This window comes from Hymenobacter sp. UYAg731, from assembly GCF_054061335.1.
Genome location: NZ_JBSSEC010000003.1, coordinates 590,811 through 610,500, shown reverse-complemented (window position 1 = coordinate 610,500; position 19,690 = coordinate 590,811). Strand labels below are relative to the sequence as shown.

The window sequence follows — 19,690 nt, the reverse complement described above, 5'->3', positions numbered from 1 at the left end:
TTTGAGAATTGTTATGAAGTCCTTTACTCCAACTTCCGTCTCACTGGTTCAATTGCGGGCGTGGCTGCTGGCCTCCTTTCTGTTGGTACTGGCAATGCATACCGCCAGCGCCGCTGGCGCTCCAATCTATTCCACCACCGGGGTCGCCTCGGCCAGCAGCAGCTGCCTGGTGCCCGCGCTTTGCGCCCTGCTGGGCGGCGGGGTCGACAACCCCGGGCGGGCTGCCAACGGCTCCGACACCGGGGATAACGCTACGCTTGTAAAATTTGTGGCCGTCGGCAAGAGCGTGAGCCTGCGCCTGGGGCTCGACCGCCAGGCCAGTGCCGGCGACCGCGCCGGGATGCTGGTAGCCCCCCAGGCCAGCTTGCTGAGTGCCAGCGCGCTGGGTACTTATACACTGCGCACCTACCTGCGCGGCAGCAACTCTCCCGTGGAAACGCAGGTGGTTTCGCTGGCGGTGGTGCAAAGCCTGCGGCTGGCGGCGAGCACCGGCCGGCCGGTCCAGATGGAGTTTGTGGCCAGGCTGGCCTTCGATGATATTGAGCTGGAGGCGAGCGGCACGGTGGACGCGCTGTACCGCCTGAACATTTACTACGCCTACGCGGTGCAGTCGTTGGTGCAACAGCCGGTGCGTGGGCTCACGTCGCACTTCCCCGCCAGCGACCTTACGCCCTACTACAACACGGCCATCACGCCCGGCGATGTGGTGAGCGTGTGCGGCAACACCAACATCACGCATCCGGAATACGCGGTTGATAACGACCTGACGAACTATGCCACCTTCGGCACCTTCATCTCGGCGAATTGCCCGTCCTCGCTCAGCGTCAAGCTCGAAAGCTCGAAAACGGCCCCGGCCGGCTACTACGCGGGCTTCGTGCTGGGCAGCTCCGGCATTATTGATTTGGCGGCCCTGTCGGCCCTGCGCATCACTACTTATAAGACCATCAACGGCGTATCGGTGAAGCAGGAATCGGCTACCGGAGCCAACCTGCTGGACGTGAAGCTGCTGCCCAATGGCAAATACCAGGTGAGCTTCCCCACCACGAGTGCGTTCGATGAGGTAAAGATTGAGCAGATTGGTGCCCTGGCGGTCCTGGACAACCTGGATATTTACTACGGCTTCGGCGTGGAGCCCGCTGCTTTCACGGGCACCACGCGCTACCTGTCGGACTTCGGGCAGCCCGTCTCGACTACCAACTACGATGTGAACACCTCGGCCGTACTGTGCGCCGCCTGTGGCGTGACCAACCCCGCCGGCGCGGCCGACAACGACCCCGTCAGCAAGGCCGTTATCAACATTGGCGGTGGCATTGCTTCTACCGCCGAGCTGAAGCTGGACCTGCGCGCCCCGGGCGGCGGAACCGTGAAAACCGACGTGGGCGTGGCCGGCTACCGCGCCGGCATGATTATCAGCAACAACAGCGGCCTGCTCGATGCCAGCGTGCTCAGCCGCCTCACCCTCACCACGTACGATGCGGCCGGCAACCTGCTGGAAAGCGCCTCGGGCGCGTCGCTCCTATCGCTGAACCTGTTGCCCGATGGCCGGCAGGAAGTCTCGTTTCTCACCACCAAGAACTTCGCCTCCATCCAAATCAGCGCTTCCTCCACTGTGGCCCTGGGCGTGAACATCAACGTATTCCAGGCCTTTGCCGATAACCTGGCCGGGGGCATCATCACCACTATTGTGCCGCTGCCCGTGGAGCTAACGTCCTTCGTGGGCAAGTGGGCCAATGGCGCAGCCGACCTGAGCTGGACCACCGCCACCGAAAAGAACAGCAGCTATTTTGCCGTGGAGCGCTCCACGGGCAGCGAGGCGGCTTTCAAAGCCGTGGGCCAGGTAGCGGCGGCCGGCAGCAGCACCAGGCCCCTGGCCTACAAGTTCCGCGATGCCGAAGCCGGCACCCTGGGCACAAGCACCCTCTACTACCGCCTGCGGCAGGTGGATAACGACGGCACCCAGTCCTTCTCGCCCGTGGTGGTAATGACGGTGGGCAAAGCCCTGGCCGTGCCGCAGCTCGAAGCCTACCCCAACCCAGCCCCCGATGCCCAGGCGGTGCAGGTCCGTCTCGTGAACATGCCCGCCGCCGGCGGCCTGGTGCAGACGTACTCGGAAATGGGCCAGCTGGTGAGCCAGCAGCCGGTTGGCGCAGCAACTACCGGCCTGGCATTGCCCCGGCTGGCTCCCGGCCTCTACCACTTGGTGTTGCGTGATGCGGCCGGCCAGCGGCTGACTACGCAGCGGCTGGAGGTAGGCGGCCGATAGCTCAGATACGATTATCAGGAAGTCCCGTTGGCCCCGCCAATGGGACTTTTTTTGTGTTTGAGGCAGCTGACTGTCAGCCGGTTCGATGCCAAATGTTCCAACCGGAATAAACCCTTGCCCATGGTGGCAATGCTGAGCTGACGGTTTAAAGGCCTGTTTACGGTATAATGAATAGTCAAATTATGATTATGTGATGATGTGTTAAAAATGCCAAAATGTTGATGGTCTAATATTTAGGCGATTGGTAATGTAGCGGTAACATTACGGTGGCGGTGAGGCAATTCCAACGAAGGAATTTTGCGGTCACCATTCGTAATCCCATTTCTCAACCTGTTTTATGAAGCAAACGATTACCCGCATCAGCAGCGCCGCGCTGCTTTTGGCCCTGGCCGCATCGTGCTCGCGCACCGAGCAAGTAGCCCCCAGCCAGCAGCCCACCGCCACCACCGTAAACCAGGACGCTACCCGCGACAGCAACCTGGCCATGGGCAACCCCAGCGGTGCCGTGACCGACGCGACCAACTCGCCCAACAACTATCTGATGACCAAAACCCAGTACACCCTCTCGTATAGCCGCGACAAGGGCAAGCCGAACTGGGTGAGCTGGCACCTGAGCAGCGCCTGGCTCGGCAGCACCGCCCGCCAGGACAATTTCGCTTCCGATGCCAGCCTGCCTTCTTCGTGGTACCATGTGGGCAGCACCAGCTACTCGGGTTCGGGCTTCGACCGCGGCCACAACTGCCCCAGCGCCGACCGCACCGGCTCGGTGGCTGATAACACCGCCACGTTCCTCATGACCAACATGATGCCCCAGGCCCCCACCAACAACCAGCAAACCTGGGCCGGACTGGAGAACTACGGCCGCACCCTGGTGGGCCAGGGCTACGAAGTCTACATCATTGCCGGTAGCTACGGCAGCGGCGGCACGGGCTCCAACGGTTATGCTACGACCATCAGTAGTGGCCGCATTGCCGTGCCCAGCAACTGCTGGAAGGTGATGGTGGTGCTACCTGAGGGCAGCTCCGACGCCAGCCGCGTAACCACCAGCACCCGCATCATCGCCGTGAATATGCCCAACACCAACTCCATCGGCACGGCCTGGGGGGCTTACCGCACCAGCGTGAATGCCATTGAAGCCGCTACGGGCTACGACATCCTGTCGGCCGTGAGCACCACCGTGCAAAGCACCATCGAGTCGAAAGTAGATACCGGCCCTACGAGCTGATATCGTGCTTGCAAGCTGGTTTTTGGCTGATTAATTACGCTTGTAATAAGTAAGCTGACCGGAAATTAAAAAGCCCATGAAATACACGGTATTTCATGGGCTTTTTGCTGCCTGCTAAATGTGGCCGAGGCCTACACTTCAGGAATAAAGAGCCAAAGTTACGGCGGGTTGTGCTTGCAAAGCAATTGGTTACAAATGCCGGAATTTTTTTCGACTGAGAAAAGCGCGTCGAAAAGTGCGTTGATTAGCCAGTTACGGCGAAAATAAAAGTCGAAAAAAAGGTGCGCAATAAAAAGGTAACATTACCAACCTTTGCCCGGCGAAATGATTCCGTAATTTTGCATCGTGCTTCAACCCAAAAACCCGTTGATGAAGCGCGGGACCCTGCTCAGCAGCGACCCGCGAGAGGACCGGAAGGTCTTTGCCGCCGTCGGTTTTGCCGATTTTGCCTCCGGTATTTCCGCTGTTTTTTCTGATTATTGCCCCGCCACCGTTTCGGATTCCGAAACGGTTTTTTTATGCGCGGTTGGTTCGGTTTTCTCCCCAGCTTTTTAGTCTAAACCCCCTTTTAACTAATATCTCATGGATACCAACACCCTCGCCCCCAAGGTAGCTGCGGCTACCATCGCCTCGGCCCACGCCGGCAACCGCAACCTGAGCACCGACCCCAAGCGCATGGCGGTAATCAAAGTATGGGATGCCATGATGCGCGGTGCCCGCAAATACTGCGAAGAGCAAGGCTTCGTGACCATCCACAACATGCCCCACATTGTGGGCGTAACCGGTGCCTGCGAAAACACCGACACCCTGTTCACCCTCGACTGGTACGACGGCAAGAAGATGTTCCTGCCCCAGAGCAACCAGCTTTACATCGAGATGCTGACCCAGGCCGTGGAAGGCGGCCGCGTGTGCGGCGAAATCCAGAGCTTCCGCAAGGAGCTGAACGCCGATAACCGCCGCCTGGCGCAGTTCACCCTGTTCGAAATTGAGCACCTCGGCGACCTCGACGAGCTGCTGGGCCACCTGAGCGGCATTGTGCGCACCGCCGCCAACGAAGTAGCCACCAAGTGCGCCAAGGAGCTGGCCCTGTTCGGTCGCGACGCAGAGGACATCAAAGACCTCACCTTCAAGCGCATGACCTACGCCGATTCTATTGAGCTGCTGAAGCCCAACGGCTTCCCCGACCTGCAGTGGGGCGACGACCTGGGCGCGGCTGAGGAAAACCGCCTGACCGAGCTGGAAGGCCCCATCTTCATCACCCACTACCCGGCCGACATCAAGTTCTTCAACATGCGCAACAACGACGAGGACCCGCGCGTGGTGAACTCCTCCGACCTGCTGCTGCCGCTGGCCGGCGAGTCGGCTGGTTCGGCCGAGCGTGAGTTCAACGGCGCTAAGCTGCGCCACAAGCTGGAAACCAGCTCGATGTTGGCCGGCCTCATTCGCCAGGGCATGAAGCTGGAAGACTTCGAGTGGTACCTCGGCTTCCACGAGGAGCACGACGTGAAGCTGCACTCGGGTGCCGGTGTAGGCATGGCCCGCGTGGCCCAGTTCATCCTCGGCCAGACGGACATCCGCGAGTGCGTGCCCTTCCTGATTAACCGCGATAACGTAATTTAAGGAATCCTTTCGCCGGCTTGCCAGCCGAACGTCACCCGCACTTGGCGCTGCCGAAGTGCGGGTGAATGTTCGTTTTTATTACTTACGCGATACTTATGAAACTTGGGGCCATTACGTTACAGAATGCAGTGTGCCTGGCGGCGGCACCCTGGGACCTCGACGGGGATGGCTACGAGCAGTTGGGCGCGATTTTTACGAAAACCGTGACCATGGAGCCCCGCGCCGGCCTGCCCGGCGACGAAGGCATCCTGCAAGTGGCCGACCAGACCCTGCTCAACCGCACCGACCTGCGCACCGAAGGTGCGGAGCTGCTGGTGCAGGAGCACCTGCCGCGCCTGCGTCGCTTCGGCGTGCCGGTATTTGTGAGCATCACCGCGCCCGGCGTGCCCGGCTTCCGCAAGATTGCGCGGTACCTGCAACGCGAAGCCGGCGAGCAGCTGGCCGGGCTGGAGGTGTACATCACGGTGCCGCCCGGCGGCTCCGGAGCCGACGTGACGGCCCGCTTCGTGCGCGAAGCCACCGAGGCCGTGCGCAACGAACTGCACCCCGACGCGGCCGTTATTGTGAAGCTGCCGCCGTGGCCCGACCACATCCGGGGCCTGGCCCTGGGCGCGCAGGAGGGCGGGGCCACCGCCCTTGCCGCCACCAACACCCTGAAAGTCTTGCACCTGCCCGCCGACCGTGCCGCCGCGCCGCTGGTGGGTGGCCTCTCGGGCGAGGCGTTGCGGCCCTTGGCCCAGCGTTGCGTGTGGGAGTTGGCCCAAGATGAAAACCTGACGCTGCCCATCTTCGGCACGGGCGGCATTTTCACGCTGCGCGACGTGCAGGACTACCTGCGCGTGGGTGCCCAGGCCGTGCAAGTGGCCAGCGGCGAGTGGCTGTCGCCGGGCCTCACGGCGCGGTTAGCCTCGGAAGTAATGCATAATGTGAAGTATGAATAATCAGTCCCGGCCGTCATGCAGAGCGCAGCGAAGCATCTTGTTCGGGGTAGTAATCAATGCTACGATTGGATTAGTGGTGGCTGGCAACATAATTCGCTGCGCTCTGCATGACGTGCTACATAAATTTCAGTTTAACTTCTTCCCAAATCCCACCCAAACCCTCTTCGCGTATCGCCATGCAAAAGCTCCTCACCCGCGTCGAAACCATCAATTCCCTGCTCTGCGTGGGCCTGGACCCTACGGGCGATGACGCCCAGGTGGCCCAACGGCTGCGCGAAGTCATCACCGAAACGGCGGCCTATACTGCCGCTTTCAAACCCAATCTCGCCTTTTTTCTGAGCCGGGAAAACGGGGTGGCCCTGCTCCAGGAAACCGTGCGCAGCATTCCGAAGGACATTCCGGTAATTCTGGACGGCAAATTCGGCGACATTGCCAATACCGCCGAGCAGTACGCCCGCTTCGCTTACGACATTGTGGGGGCCGATGCCGTAACGGTGAACCCCTACATGGGCGACGACACCATCCGGCCGTTTGCGCGGCCCGGCAAAATGGTTTTTTCGCTCGCCAAAACGTCCAACAAACCCATCCACGGCCTGCAAGACGCGGCCATGACCCGGGGCGGCTCCATCAGCGACTGGGCGGCCCGTCTGGCCCGCCTCATGGACGAGGAACTGACCGAGTCGACTATTGGGCTGGTGGTGGGCGCGACCGAGCCGGCCGCCGTGGCCAAAGTCCGCGCCGCCTGCCCGAACCAGTGGTTTCTGGTGCCGGGCATCGGCGCGCAGGGCGGCGACCTGACTGCCACGCTCCGCGCCGGCCTGCGGGCCGATGGCAGCGGCCTGCTCATCAATTCCTCGCGGGGGATTTGGCAGGCGAAGGACGCCGGGGCTGCCGCCCGGGAGCTGAAAGACCAAATCAACGAATTCCGGGCTGTGACGAGCCCGGCCCACGCCTGACCCAAAAAGCCGCTGCAACGCGGCTTTTTGCATGTTAGCTTTTCTGAATCAGATGACTGAAACCCCCGAAACCCATTCGCCCATTGCCCTCGATGCCGAACTGCTGACCCAGCAGTTGCGGCAAGAAGATGCTCTGTTGCGCGGGCACTTCCGGCTGTCGTCGGGCCTGCACTCCGATACCTACGTGCAGTGCGCCCGCTTTCTGCGCCGCCCGGAGCTGGCCGCGCCGGCCGCTGCCGCGCTGGCGGGTCAGATTCAGGCGGCCGGCTTGCAGCCGGATACCGTAGTTGGCCCCGCCATGGGTGGCGTGGTGATTGGCTATGAACTGGCCCGGCAGCTGGGCGTGCCCGGCATCTTCACGGAGCGCGACGCGGAGGGGCAGATGACCCTGCGGCGCGGTTTTACCATCGAACCCGGTGAACGAGTTGTCATCGCTGAAGACGTGGTGACGACCGGCAAAAGCACGTTGGAAGTGGCTAAGGTGCTGCGAGAAATGGGCGCGGAAGTACTGGCCGTGGCATCGCTGATTGACCGCACGGGTGGAAAAGGTGGGCTGGATTTCCCACATTTTGCGCTTTTACAGGTGCAGGCAGCGACCTTTGCACCCGAGAGCTGCCCCCTGTGCGCCGCCGGCGTGCCGGTAGTGAAGCCCGGCAGCCGGCCGGAGAAAGCGTTTTGATTCTGTAGTTCAGCCTTAGCCTGAACGTCATGCCTCATCTGGCGTCCGCTTGCCGAAGCATCTCTACCGCTTCGTTGTGATAGTAAATAATTAGTTGTGCAGTAGAGATGCTTCGGCAAGCTCAGCATGACGTTCCGATATTATTGATGTCCGATAACACCCCCAACACCACCCACACCATCCAGCTCACGCTGAAACCCGGCCAGCACGACGGCGACGGCCAGCGCGTGGCCGAAGCCGCCACCCGCCACCTGGGCCTGGCCACCGGCCGCGTGCGCAGCGCCGCCCTCTACACGGTGCGCTACCCGCTCACCGAAACCCAACTGCACGATTTCGCCACCCGCTGCCTCGCCGACCCGGTGCTGCACGACGTGCGCCTGAACGAGCTGACGGCCGCCGAAGGCTTCGCCACTTACATATTGGTAGCCCGCCGCCCCGGCGTGACCGATGACGAAGGCACCTCCGCCCAGAATGCCCTCGCCGATATCCTGAACGAGCCGCTGGATGTACATACGCAGCACATTTTCAGCAAAAAGCTCTACCTGCTCGAAAACGACCTGCCCGAGACGGACCTGCGCCGCATCGCGGAGGAATTACTCGGCAACAAGCTCATCAACTGGCTGGAAGTGGGCCGCGTGGCTGATGGCATCCGCGACTACACGCCCCGCCCCGGCGGTGGGGCGGAGGCCATTACCGAAGTCATTTCGCTGACCGGCCTGAGTGATGCGGAGCTGGTGCAGCTCTCGAAGGCGAACATCTACGCGCTGAACCTGGAAGAAATGCGCGCCGTGCGCGACTATTTCGCCGCCGCTGATACGCAGGAGGAGCGGAGAGCCGCCGGCCTGCCCGCCGACCCCACGGATTGCGAACTGGAAATCATCGCCCAAACGTGGTCGGAGCACTGTAAACACAAGGAGTTTTCGGCCCTCATCAACTACAAAGACCTGGCAACGGGCGAGGAGAAGCAGGTCGATTCATTGTTCAAAACCTACATCAAAGATGCCACTTCGGAAGTCGACCGCCAGCTCCGCGCCAACGGCAACGACTGGTTGATAAAAGTGTTTTCGGACAACGCCGGCGCGGTGCGTATTAATGCCGATTCGCTGTTCGTGTGGAAGGTGGAGACGCACAACTCGCCTAGCGCCATCGACCCCTACGGCGGGGCCATCACGGGCATTTTGGGCAACAACCGCGACCCGCTGGCCACCGGCATCGGCGGGGCACGCTTGCTGTTCAATACCAACGTGCTGTGCTTCGGCAACCCGGAATATGATGGGCCGCTGCTGACCGGGCAGCTGCACCCGCGCCGCATTCTGGAAGGCGTGCGCAAGGGCATCGAGGACGGCGGCAATAAGTCGGGCGTGCCGACGGTGAACGGTGCGATTGTATTCGATGACCGGTACGCCGGCAAGCCGCTGGTGTACTGTGGCACTGGCGCGGTGATGCCGATGCAATTCGCGGGTCTGGATTCCTGGGAAAAGAAGATTGATGCCGGCGACCGCATTATCATGGCCGGTGGCCGGGTGGGCAAGGACGGCATTCACGGCGCGACTTTTTCGAGCATCGAGCTCGATGAAACCGCGCCCGCCACGGCCGTGCAAATTGGCTCGCCCATTACCCAGAAGCTGGCGATGGATTTCCTGATGCTAGCGGCCCGGCGCGGCCTGCTGAAATGCAGCACCGACAACGGCGCGGGCGGCCTGTCGTCGTCCGTGGGCGAGCTGGCGGGCATCTCAGGCGGCGCGGTGGTGGAACTGGAAAAGGTGCCGCTGAAGTACCCCGGCCTGCGGCCCTGGGAGATTTTCGTGAGCGAGTCGCAGGAGCGGTTTACGCTGGTGGTGGAGCCCGGCAAAATGGCCGAAATCACGGCGCTGGGCCAGGAAATGGAAGTGGAGTTGACCGATATCGGTTTTTTCACCGCCGATGGTTTCCTGGATGTGCGCTTCGATGGCGCGCCGGTGGCCCGCCTCAACATGCACTTCCTGCACGAGGGTGTGCCGCGCAAAATTCTGGAAGCGGAGTGGACTAAACCTGCCGCCACCGAGCCGGAAATTCCGGCGGCCACGGACTACACCGAGACGCTGACGCAGCTGCTGGGCTCACTCAATATCTGCTCGCGCGAGTCCGTGATTCGCCAGTACGACCACGAGGTGAAGGGCCGCACGATTGTGAAGCCGCTGATGGGTGCCACCGGCCAGGCGCCGCAGGATGCGGCCGTGGTGCGCTTCAATTTCGAGAGCTGGGAAGGCGTGGCCGTGAGCAACGGCATCATCCCGCGCTACGGCGATTTGGATGCGTATGATATGTCGGCCGGCTCGTTTGACGAGGCCGTGCGCCAGATTATCGCGGTAGGAGGGAAGCTGCCCAACCTGACGCCCGGCGACGGGATTTTCTGGTCGGTGAACGACAACTTCTGCGTGCCCGATTCGGTGTACGACCCCGTCATCAACCCCGATGGCAAGCAGAAGCTGGCCAAGCTGGTGCGCATGTGCGAGGCCCTGCGCGACGCCACGGCCGCCTACTGCATTCCGCTCACCAGTGGCAAGGACTCGATGAAAAACGACTTCAAGGCCGACGGCGTGAAGATTTCGGTGCCCCCCACCGTGCTCTACTCGATGACGGCCAAGATGGAGGACGTGCGCCGCGCCATCACCTCCGACTTCAAGCAGGCCGACGACGTGGTGTACCTCCTCGGCGAAACCCACGACGAGCTGGGCGGCTCCGAGTTCTACGCCCTGCACGGCCAGCTCGGCGCCAACGTGCCCAAGGTTGATTTCGAAAACGCTAAGGCGCTGTACACGCTCGTGGGCCAAGCCAATGACCAACGCCTCATTCAATCCTGCCACGACCTGAGCGACGGCGGCCTCGCCGTGGCGCTGGCCGAAACCACCTTCGGCTACGGCTACGGGGCTGATATTGAATTGCCGGAAACGGACCTTTCACTAGCCACTCAGTTGTTCTCCGAGTCGCACTCGCGCTTCATCACCACGGTAGCGCCGGAAGACGTGGTGGCGTTCGAGCAGCTGCTGGGCCAGCGGGCCATCCGCCTCGGCCGCGTGACGCTGGACGGCCAGCTGACCGTGCGCCACGCCGGCCAAACGGTCATTTCGGCCAATACCGCCACCCTGCGCGCCGCCTGGACCAACGGTCCGGTGAACCAGCTGCTCGGCGTGTCTTCCTCCATTCTTTCGCACTAATCTCATGGTTCACGCGCTAATTCTAACCGGATTCGGCATCAACTGCGAAGAAGAATTCGCCGCCGCCTACCGCCTGGCCGGGGCCGAAGCCACCATCGTGCATCTCAACCAGGTGCTGCACGGGCAGGTGAGCATCCACGATTTCGACATCCTGAACTTCCCCGGCGGCTTTTCCTTCGGCGACGACCTCGGCTCGGGCGTAGTGCTGGCCAACAAGCTGCGCTACCGCCAGAATGGTCCCGACGGCCGCACGCTGCTCGACGATATCAAGCAGTTTATTGCCGATGGTAAATTCGTTTTCGGCATCTGCAACGGCTTCCAGGTGCTGGTGAAACTAGGCCTGCTGCCCAACCTGGGCGGCGATGTGACGCCTGAAGTCACCCTGACCCACAACGCCAGCGGCCGCTACGAAGACCGGTGGGTGACGCTCCGCGTGAACCCCGCGTCAAATACGCCTTTCCTCAAAGGAATCGAGACGCTGGAAGTGCCCGTGCGCCACGGCGAGGGCCGGCTGGTGATTCCCAATGAAGCCACCCAGGCTGCCATTGAAGCCGCCGGGTTGAACTGCCTGACCTACGCCGATTTCGACGGCGGCGCTACCGATGTTTACCCATTCAACCCCAACGGCGCGGCCCTGAACTGCGCCGGCCTGACGGACCCCACGGGCCAGGTTTTCGGCCTCATGCCGCATCCGGAGGCGTTTTTGTCGGCCTACAACCACCCGGACTGGGCCCGCCGTCGGCGGCAGAACCCGGATGCTTCTGAGGAAGGAGCGGGCCTGCAGATTTTCAAGAATATCGTGGCGCACATCGCCCAGAAAAATACCGTTACGGCCCCGGCCGTGCAACTCGCTAACCAAAACTAGTCTCCCAGAAACGTAGCTAATGAACACCCTCACCCACTTCGCTTCTCCCCAACTCCCCCTGCTGCACCGCGGCAAAGTGCGCGACAGCCTGCGCGCCCCCTCCGGCGACCGCCTTATCATCGTCACCGACCGCCTTTCGGCCTTCGATTCGGTGCTCGAAACCGCCATCCCGCACAAAGGCGCGGTGCTGAACGGCCTGGCCAATTTCTGGTTCGAAAAGACGGCCCACATCATCCCCAACCACGTCATCAAGCTCGTTGACGCCAACGCCATGCTGGTGAAGGAGGCCGAGCCCATCAAGGTGGAAATGATTGTGCGCCAGTACCTGACGGGCTCGATGTGGCGCGGCTACCAGGCCGGCCAGCGCACGTTCTCGGGCGTGACCGTGCCCGATGGACTGACCAAAAACCAGCCCTTCCCGCAGGCCATCGTGACGCCGACCACCAAGGAAGAATCGGACCGCGAAATCACGCCCGAAAACCTGGTGAGCGAAGGCTGGGTGACCAAAGAACTGTACGACCAGATGGCGGTGAAGTCGCTGATGCTGTTTGCCGTGGGCTCGAAGCTGCTGGCCGAAAAAGGCATTATTCTGGTTGATACCAAGTATGAGTTCGGCCTGCTGAACGGCAAGCTCATTCTCATCGACGAGATGCACACGCCCGATTCCTCACGCTTCTGGAGCGCCGAGGACTATGCCAAGAATCCCGAAACGGCCGAGCAGATGGACAAGGAGTACGTCCGCCAGTGGCTCATTGCCAACAAAAAAGACGGCCAGTATCCTCGCGCCCTCACGCCCGAAGTGGCCCAGGAAGCTAGCCGCCGCTACCTCGACATCTACGAGCGCATCGTGGGCGAGCCCCTGCCCACCGCCGAGCCCGAAACCGCCGATGCCCCCGGCTCCGGCCGCCACGATGCCCGCGCCCGCCTGCTGGCTAACCTAGTAGCCGCCGGTTTGATTAAGGACGCCTGGGTGAACATCGTGATGGGCTCGCCCGCCGACAAGGAGCACTGCGAGAAAATCCGCCAGCAGTTTGAGGGTTACGACATCTTCACTCAGCTGCGCGTGACCTCGGCCCACAAAAACGGCGAAGCCATCGCCGGCATGGCCGAAATCTGGAACAACAGCATCGAGCCCGGCGTCATCATCGCCGTGGCCGGCCTGAGCAACGGCCTCGGCGGCGCGCTGGCCGCCAACGTGAACGTGCCCGTCATTTCGTGCCCGCCCTACAAGGACTACGCCGAACTGGCCATGAACCTGAATTCGTCGGTCATCATGCCCAGCGGTACCCCCAACCTCACCGTCGTGCGCCCCGATAACGCCGCCCAGGCCGCCCTCCGCGCCCTCAACTTGCCCCGCCTGCGCGAACGGCTGAGCAAGGACATCCTCGCCACCAAAGCCAAGCTGAAAGCGGCCGACGAGGAATTGCGGGTACTGTAAAAAACCCAACCCAGATGGAAACCGCCGCGCCCAAGCAACTTATTGAAGCCTACATCGAAGCGTACAACCGCTTCGATGTAGCTGGAATGCTTGCGCCTTTACGCGATGACGTTGTGTTCCGAAACGTTGCCAACGGCGAAATAACGCTGATACTGACCGGTAAAGATGCTTTTCGGCAACAGGCTGAGCAGGCCACGCAGTATTTCTCGGCGCGTGAGCAGCGCGTTACCGATTGGCAGGTGAATGGCAAACTGGTTGAAGTCGCTGTTGATTATAGAGCGGTTGCCGCCATTGAATTTCCCAACGGCCTCAAACCGGGAGACTCCCTGCATCTGCAGGGAAAGACCGTTTTTCAGGTTGAAGACGGCCAAATTATTTCCATCGAAGACATTAGTTAAGTCCCGACGACGCTTAAGTCCCTATTCCCTTGGCTGATTCTAAAACCCTTCTCCTCCTCGGCTCTGGCGCGCGCGAGCACGCCCTGACCGAAAAGCTGACCCGCGACGGGGCCACGGTGCATGTGCTGCCCGGCAATGCCGGCATCCCCAACAGCCACCCTGAGGTGAACCCGCTCGATTTCGAGGCCGTGAAATCCTTCGCGCAAGCCCATGATGCCCGGCTGATTGTGGTGGGGCCGGAAGCGCCGCTGGCGGCCGGCATCACCGATTTCTTTGCGGGTTCCGACATCAAGGTGTTCGGACCGACCCGCTCGGCGGCGCGGCTGGAAAGCTCGAAGGTGTGGAGCAAGGAATTCATGCGCCGCCACGGCGTGGCCACCGCCCAGGCCTGGCCGTTTCGGAGCGACAACATTGCCGCCGCCCGCGCCAAAGCGGCCGAGCTGGGCGGGCATGTGGTAGTGAAATACGACGGCTTGGCCGCTGGCAAAGGCGTGTACGTTTGCGCATCGCTGGAAGAAGCTGAAGCGGCTTTCGATGACTTGCAGACGAGCTATTCGGGCTGGTTTTCCTTCCTGCTCGAAGAAAAGCTGACTGGCCCCGAAATCAGCATCATCGGCCTCACCGATGGCCACGTTATTCGCCTGCTGGCCACTTCCCAAGACCACAAGCAGCTGCTGGCCGGCGACTTAGGTCCCAACACCGGCGGCATGGGCGCGTATTGCCCCGTGCCCTTCGCCGACGACAACGTGCTGGCTACCCTGCGCCGCGACATCGTGGACCCCACCCTGCGCGGGCTGCAAAACGAGCAGTTCGAGTTCCGGGGCTTCCTGTATTTCGGCATCATGCTCACGCCCACCGGCCCCAAGCTGCTGGAATACAACGTGCGCCTCGGCGACCCCGAAGCCGAGGTTCTGCTGCCCGCCTTGGATAGCAGCCTGCTCGATTTGATTGAAGCCACCCTTAACGGCACCCTTTCCAGGCAGGGCGTTAAGCAGCGGCCGGGTGCGTTCGTGGGCGTGGTGCTGGCCTCGGGCGGCTACCCGGCCCCGAAATTCCCCACCGGCTTTCCCATCACCGGCCTCGACAACCTGCCGGCCGGTGTGCGGGCCTTCCACGGAGCCACCCGGCGCAACGAGGACGCCCAAATCGTGACCAACGGCGGCCGGGTCCTCGTGCTCACTGCCCACGGCCAGGACTTGGAAGAAGCCACCGCCCGCGCCTACGAAGCCTGCGCCCGCGTCACGTTCCAGGATGCTTATTTCCGCCCCGACATTGCCCAGCGACCCGCGCCGGTGCTGGCGGGCGCTGTTGTAAATTGAAGCCAGATGATACCAGAAACGCGCTCGAAAACGATGAAGCTCCTCGAATCCTTCGAGCAAAGTGGTCTGGCTGCTCTTGCCCGCGAATGGGGCGGGGCCGGTAAGCCGGCGCGGCTGGCCATCCTGCTCTCGGGCCGGGGCTCCAATATGCTGGCCTTGCTGGAAGCCACCAAAACCGGCGTGCTGAAAGGCCTGGCCGAAGTCGTGGTAGTCTTCAGCAACAAGCCCGATGCCTTTGGCCTGGAAGCTGCCGCCGCGCTAGGCTGCCCGGTGGCTTCGCTGCCCAGCCAGGGCCGCAAACGGGAAACCTTTGATGCCGAAGCAGCCCAGCTGCTCCAGCAGTATCAGCCCGATTTGGTGCTACTGGCGGGCTACATGCGGATTCTCTCGCCGGCCTTCATTCAGCCATTCGCGGGCCGCATCATCAATATTCATCCCGCTGACACCCACCAGCACCAGGGTTTGCACGCCTACGAGTGGGCATTCGAAAACAAGCTGCTCGAAACCAAAATTACCGTGCATCTGGTGGATGAAGGCCTGGATACCGGCCCCATTCTCGCCCAGCAAACCGTGGATTTGCGCGGGGCCGATACGCTGGCCGAAGTGGAGCGCCGCGGCCTGGCCGTGGAGCATGAGCTGTACGCGGAAACGCTGGCTGAATTGATAAAAAAAGCCCGTCATGCAGAGCGTAGCGAAGCATCTTTACCGCAATAGTAATTAATGCGAATGCAACGAAGCGGTAAAGATGCTTCGCTGCGCTCTGCATGACAAATACCCCTCTCGCTACAAATTAACCACCCCATCCCATGTGCGGAATAGTAGGTTTTCACGGTCCCGATAACGTCGTAGGCGACATGATAATTGGCCTCACCGCCCTCCAGCACCGGGGGCAGGATGCGGCCGGTATTGCCACGTTCGACGACTCGTTTCACCTCTGCAAGGGTCAGGGCCTCGTCAACGACGTGTTCAAGCCCAAGCATGTGAAGAAGCTCAAGGGCAACCTCGGCATCGGGCACGTGCGCTACACCACGCAGGGGGCCAATGATTCGGACCTCGCGCAGCCCTTCACTACCAGCTACCCGTTTGGCTTGGCGATGGTACACAACGGCAATGTCATCAACTTCCGCGACGTGGCCAAGCGCCTGCACGACAAGTACCACGTCCTGCCCAAAACCACCAACGACCTGGAGCTTATCATGTACACCTTCGCCTCGGAGCTGCGCGTGAAAGACCTCGACCACATCTCGGTAGTCGATATTTTCGATGCCGTGGAAACCACCCAGGAACTGGTGAAGGGTGCTTACGCTACCATCACCATGATTGCCGGCCACGGCCTGCTGGCCTTCACCGACCCGCTGGGCATTCGTCCCTTGTCGCTGGGGCGGCGCGAAACGCCCAACGGCCCGGTCTATGCCTTCGTGTCGGAAAGCACCTGTTTTGATTACCTGGATTTTGAGTTCGTGGAAAATGTCGGCCCCGGCCAGGCCATTTTCATCGACAACAACTACCAGGTCCACCGCAAAAACCCCTACGCGCTGCCCAAGAATTTCTGCGCGTTCGAGCAGATTTATTTCGCCCGCGAAGATTCCGTGATTCACGGGCGGCTGGTGGCGCGGGAGCGGGTGCGGCTGGGCAAAATCCTGGCCCGCAAGGTGGTCGATGCCGGTTTGAAGCCCGATATGGTCATTGACGTGCCGTCGTCCGGCTACTTCGCGGCCTCCGGTTTGGCCGAGGCCATTGGCGTGCCCTACCGCCGGGCGCTGGTGAAAAACAACCACATGGGCCGCTCCTTCATCGTGCCCACCCAGGCCGGGCGCGAAGATGTGGTGAAGAAGAAGCTCAACCCCATCCGCGAGTTTGTGGCCGGCAAAAAGGTGGCCGTGGTGGACGACAGCATCGTTCGCGGCACCACCTCGCGCCGCATCGTGCGGCTGCTGCGCGAGGCAGGCGCTTCGGAAGTGTACTTCATCTCCAGCGCGCCACCCATTGTGTCGCCTTGCATCTACGGCATTGACATGGCCATGAGCACTGAGCTGATTGCGGCCAACTACACGACGGACGAAATCTGCCGCTACATCGAGGCCGATAAGGTTATTTACCAGGATTTGTCGGATTTGGAGGAGCTATTCGCCGAGGAAAAAGGCCACGGCGGCAGCTGCTTCGCCTGCTTCTCGGGCAAGTACCCGACGGGCGATGTGACGCACTACCTGCGCCACATTCAGGAGGAGCGCGCCAGCCACCGCGGCGAAAAGAAGGAAAAGAAGAAGTCGGTGAGCGCGAAAGCGCCGGAGCCGACGGAGCATTAAGGAGCAAATGGGGGAGGGGAGAACATCACTCCCCTCCTCAGCTAAGGAGGGGATGTTCGCGCTTTAGCGCGAACGGGGGTGGTTGAATCGTTGAACGACACCTGCCCGACCTCCGCCCAAATACTCAAACGAACCCGACGCGAGTCGTTCACCGAATTCAACCACCCCCGTTTGCGCTCCGCGCAAACATCCCCTTCTCAGTTGAGGAGGGGAGTTTCGTTTCAACTGCCCATGACTAACCCCGCCGGCTACTCCATCGAAGAAGGCAACGCCGCCTCGCGCAACGCCTATAACTGGTCGAAAAAAACCTTCGCCAACCGCGCCGGCAAGCCCGGCGAACCCGCCCAGGACCTCGACGGCGGCTTCTCCAACGAAATCCGCTTTGGGGCCGAGCGCCTCGGCATCAGCTCCGACGGCATCGGTACCAAGATTGAGGTGGCCGAGCGCCTGAACCGCTACGATACCCTCGGCTACGACCTCATCGCCATGACGGCCGATGACCTCATTGCGGCCGGCTTCGTACCCACCAACCTCTCCAACATCATCGATGTGAACCACCTCGACTACGACGTGGTGGACCAACTGATGCGCGGCCTGCACGATGCCGCCAACTTCGCCCAAATCGCCATCACGGGCGGCGAAATCGCGGAGCTGGGCAACCGCATCGGCGGCTGGCCGGGCGCGAAGATGAACTTCAACTGGTGCTCCACGGCCATCGGGGTGCTGCACCCCAGCCTGGCCCAGCCCCTGAGCGGCAAAACCGCCCAGGCAGGCCACGTAGTCGTGGCTCTGCGCTCGCCTTCGTTCCGCTCCAACGGCTACTCGCTGGCCCGCAAAACCCTCACCCGCCTCTTCGGCGAGAACTGGCACGACGCGCCCTACGACGGCCCCGACCAGTTCGCCAACTGGGGCGAGGCGATGCTGGAGCCCTCGCTCATCTACTCGCCCGGCGTGGCGGCCCTGCTCGATGCCGGCCTGCCGCTGCACGGCGTGGCCCACATAACAGGCGGCGGCGTGGCCGACAACTTCAAGCGGGTGCTCAAAAACGGCCTCGGCGCGGTGCTGGATAATATCTTTGAGCCCTTCCCCGCCATGCAGCGCCTCTGCGAAATCGGCGGCATCGACGCCGAAACGGCCTACCTCTACTGGAACATGGGCACCGGCATGCTGCTGGTGACGGAAGACGCCAGCGCCGCCGCCGTGGTGGCCTCGCTACAAGCCAGCGGCTATTCGGCGCAAGTGGCCGGCCACCTCACCGCCGAGCCCGGCGTAACGTTGCGCGTGGGCGCGGGCGAGTTGCGGTATGAATAAGGTCGGTTAATCAAATTGCAAGCCCTGTCGTCTTGATTGACGACAGGGCTTTTTTGTGGCAAAGGATAAGCTATTTTTACCGCTATGTCGCACGAAAAACATGATACACAGGCCGAAATCAATATCAAAAACGATGTTGAAAAACACGGATGGACAGTCTGTTTATTTGATGCAGACACTGCTACTCCCAAATTCGCTTACACCATTGGCCTCTGGAAGAATTTTAACCATCCTGAAATAATTGCTTTTGGTCTTCCACTCGATACGATGCACGCCATTTTGAACGATGCCGGGGACCTAATCAAGGCGGGAAATCCATTGAAAATAGCTGTTGATAACTTCGAGATTCTGGAGCTACATCCGGTTCAGTTTCGCCAGATTGATGCAGACAACATCGTTGATTATTTTGGCTATGCCCAGTGGTTTTACGATTACGAAGCCTTTCCAGCGCTGCAATTATTCTGGACGGATAAAGCCAGCCAATTTCCCTGGGAGCCGGAATTTGATAAGAGCTACGAATTCGACCAGCCTTTGCTCGACCGTAAGCTTGACTTTAAATTCTTTGAGCATCGAAACGTTGCTGCTTTTGTAGCAAGGCAAATCCTTAAAGAAGGTCAACCAATACTGCGCGTAGTACACGACAACGACGACGGCGCATGGCAGTTCTGGTCCGAAGATGATGTGACAGACGAGGACATAATGGTTGTTTGTCTGGAAGAAGTTGTGAAACACGACCAATCGATAAACAAACTATTCAATTTGCCAACGGGACAAATGGCAACCCGCGAATTTGTCGGCGCAAAATGGACAAGAGAAGAAATTGAGGAAAATGAGCAGCAAGACGATGCATAGTCTTGTCTGGAGTTATCACTTATAGCGATACAAACTCCGCCAAATACAGCCCAACGGATGCCCGCAACGATACAAGCGGCACAGAAATGCGAACAGCGCGCCGTTGCAACGATACAAACCTCGTGATAAAGCGAACAACACGTGCGTACTACGATACAAACTGCGTAGAAACACGAACAACGCGTATTCTCAACGATACAAACTACCTGGAAATGCGAACAACGCGCCGTTGCAACGATACTAACCGCGCAAATATGTGAACAACGCGCAATTGCAACGATACAAACTGCCCGAGTTTGTATCGTAACTTAGTCGCGGCA

General features: G+C 60.9%; 16 protein-coding genes. All 16 read left to right on the top strand.

The features are described from left to right. Nucleotides 1-13: 13 nt before the first annotated feature. On the top strand, nucleotides 14-2,263 hold the full coding sequence (locus ACVWYF_RS10720) for a hypothetical protein (RefSeq protein ID WP_457067662.1): 2,250 nt from the start codon (nucleotides 14-16) through the stop codon (nucleotides 2,261-2,263). A gap of 337 nt (nucleotides 2,264-2,600) precedes the next feature. Next, nucleotides 2,601-3,488 carry a DNA/RNA non-specific endonuclease gene (locus tag ACVWYF_RS10715; protein WP_457067659.1) on the top strand — a complete coding sequence of 296 codons (888 nt, stop codon included), beginning with the start codon at nucleotides 2,601-2,603 and terminating at the stop codon, nucleotides 3,486-3,488. Between the two features lie 345 nt (nucleotides 3,489-3,833). Continuing rightward, a complete protein-coding gene (locus ACVWYF_RS10710) occupies nucleotides 3,834-4,043 on the top strand; it encodes a hypothetical protein (RefSeq protein WP_457067656.1) in 210 nt (69 codons plus the stop codon). Between the two features lie 27 nt (nucleotides 4,044-4,070). After that, nucleotides 4,071-5,108, top strand: coding sequence for an amino acid--tRNA ligase-related protein (locus tag ACVWYF_RS10705; protein WP_457067653.1), 1,038 nt, complete (start codon nucleotides 4,071-4,073; stop codon nucleotides 5,106-5,108). A gap of 95 nt (nucleotides 5,109-5,203) precedes the next feature. After that, on the top strand, nucleotides 5,204-6,049 hold the full coding sequence (locus ACVWYF_RS10700) for a dihydroorotate dehydrogenase (RefSeq protein WP_457067650.1): 846 nt from the start codon (nucleotides 5,204-5,206) through the stop codon (nucleotides 6,047-6,049). Between the two features lie 176 nt (nucleotides 6,050-6,225). After that, nucleotides 6,226-7,005, top strand: a complete 780-nt coding sequence (gene pyrF / locus ACVWYF_RS10695) for an orotidine-5'-phosphate decarboxylase (protein WP_457067647.1) — start codon at nucleotides 6,226-6,228, stop codon at nucleotides 7,003-7,005. 52 nt (nucleotides 7,006-7,057) lie between these two features. Further along, entirely contained in the window at nucleotides 7,058-7,684 is a 627-nt protein-coding gene (gene pyrE / locus ACVWYF_RS10690) for an orotate phosphoribosyltransferase (RefSeq protein ID WP_457067644.1), read from the top strand. Nucleotides 7,685-7,830: 146 nt separating this feature from the next. Next, a complete protein-coding gene (locus ACVWYF_RS10685) occupies nucleotides 7,831-10,881 on the top strand; it encodes a phosphoribosylformylglycinamidine synthase subunit PurL (RefSeq protein ID WP_457067641.1) in 3,051 nt (1,016 codons plus the stop codon). 4 nt (nucleotides 10,882-10,885) lie between these two features. Then, a complete protein-coding gene (locus ACVWYF_RS10680) occupies nucleotides 10,886-11,746 on the top strand; it encodes a phosphoribosylformylglycinamidine synthase subunit PurQ (protein WP_457067638.1) in 861 nt (286 codons plus the stop codon). A 19-nt stretch (nucleotides 11,747-11,765) separates the two neighbouring features. Next, the gene (locus ACVWYF_RS10675) at nucleotides 11,766-13,184 is read left to right on the top strand and encodes a phosphoribosylaminoimidazolesuccinocarboxamide synthase (RefSeq protein WP_457067635.1); all 1,419 of its coding nucleotides are present in this window, start codon (nucleotides 11,766-11,768) and stop codon (nucleotides 13,182-13,184) included. A 14-nt stretch (nucleotides 13,185-13,198) separates the two neighbouring features. Then, nucleotides 13,199-13,582 carry a nuclear transport factor 2 family protein gene (locus ACVWYF_RS10670; protein WP_457067632.1) on the top strand — a complete coding sequence of 128 codons (384 nt, stop codon included), beginning with the start codon at nucleotides 13,199-13,201 and terminating at the stop codon, nucleotides 13,580-13,582. Between the two features lie 29 nt (nucleotides 13,583-13,611). Then, complete coding sequence (gene purD, locus ACVWYF_RS10665; protein WP_457067629.1) at nucleotides 13,612-14,901, top strand: phosphoribosylamine--glycine ligase; 1,290 nt, start codon at nucleotides 13,612-13,614, stop codon at nucleotides 14,899-14,901. Nucleotides 14,902-14,934: 33 nt separating this feature from the next. After that, complete coding sequence (gene purN, locus ACVWYF_RS10660; RefSeq protein WP_457067626.1) at nucleotides 14,935-15,615, top strand: phosphoribosylglycinamide formyltransferase; 681 nt, start codon at nucleotides 14,935-14,937, stop codon at nucleotides 15,613-15,615. Nucleotides 15,616-15,707: 92 nt separating this feature from the next. Beyond that, nucleotides 15,708-17,207, top strand: a complete 1,500-nt coding sequence (gene purF / locus ACVWYF_RS10655; protein ID WP_457067623.1) for an amidophosphoribosyltransferase — start codon at nucleotides 15,708-15,710, stop codon at nucleotides 17,205-17,207. Between the two features lie 231 nt (nucleotides 17,208-17,438). Then, on the top strand, nucleotides 17,439-18,518 hold the full coding sequence (locus tag ACVWYF_RS10650; RefSeq protein ID WP_457067620.1) for an AIR synthase-related protein: 1,080 nt from the start codon (nucleotides 17,439-17,441) through the stop codon (nucleotides 18,516-18,518). 84 nt (nucleotides 18,519-18,602) lie between these two features. After that, entirely contained in the window at nucleotides 18,603-19,370 is a 768-nt protein-coding gene (locus ACVWYF_RS10645; protein ID WP_457067617.1) for a DUF4262 domain-containing protein, read from the top strand. Nucleotides 19,371-19,690: the final 320 nt, after the last annotated feature.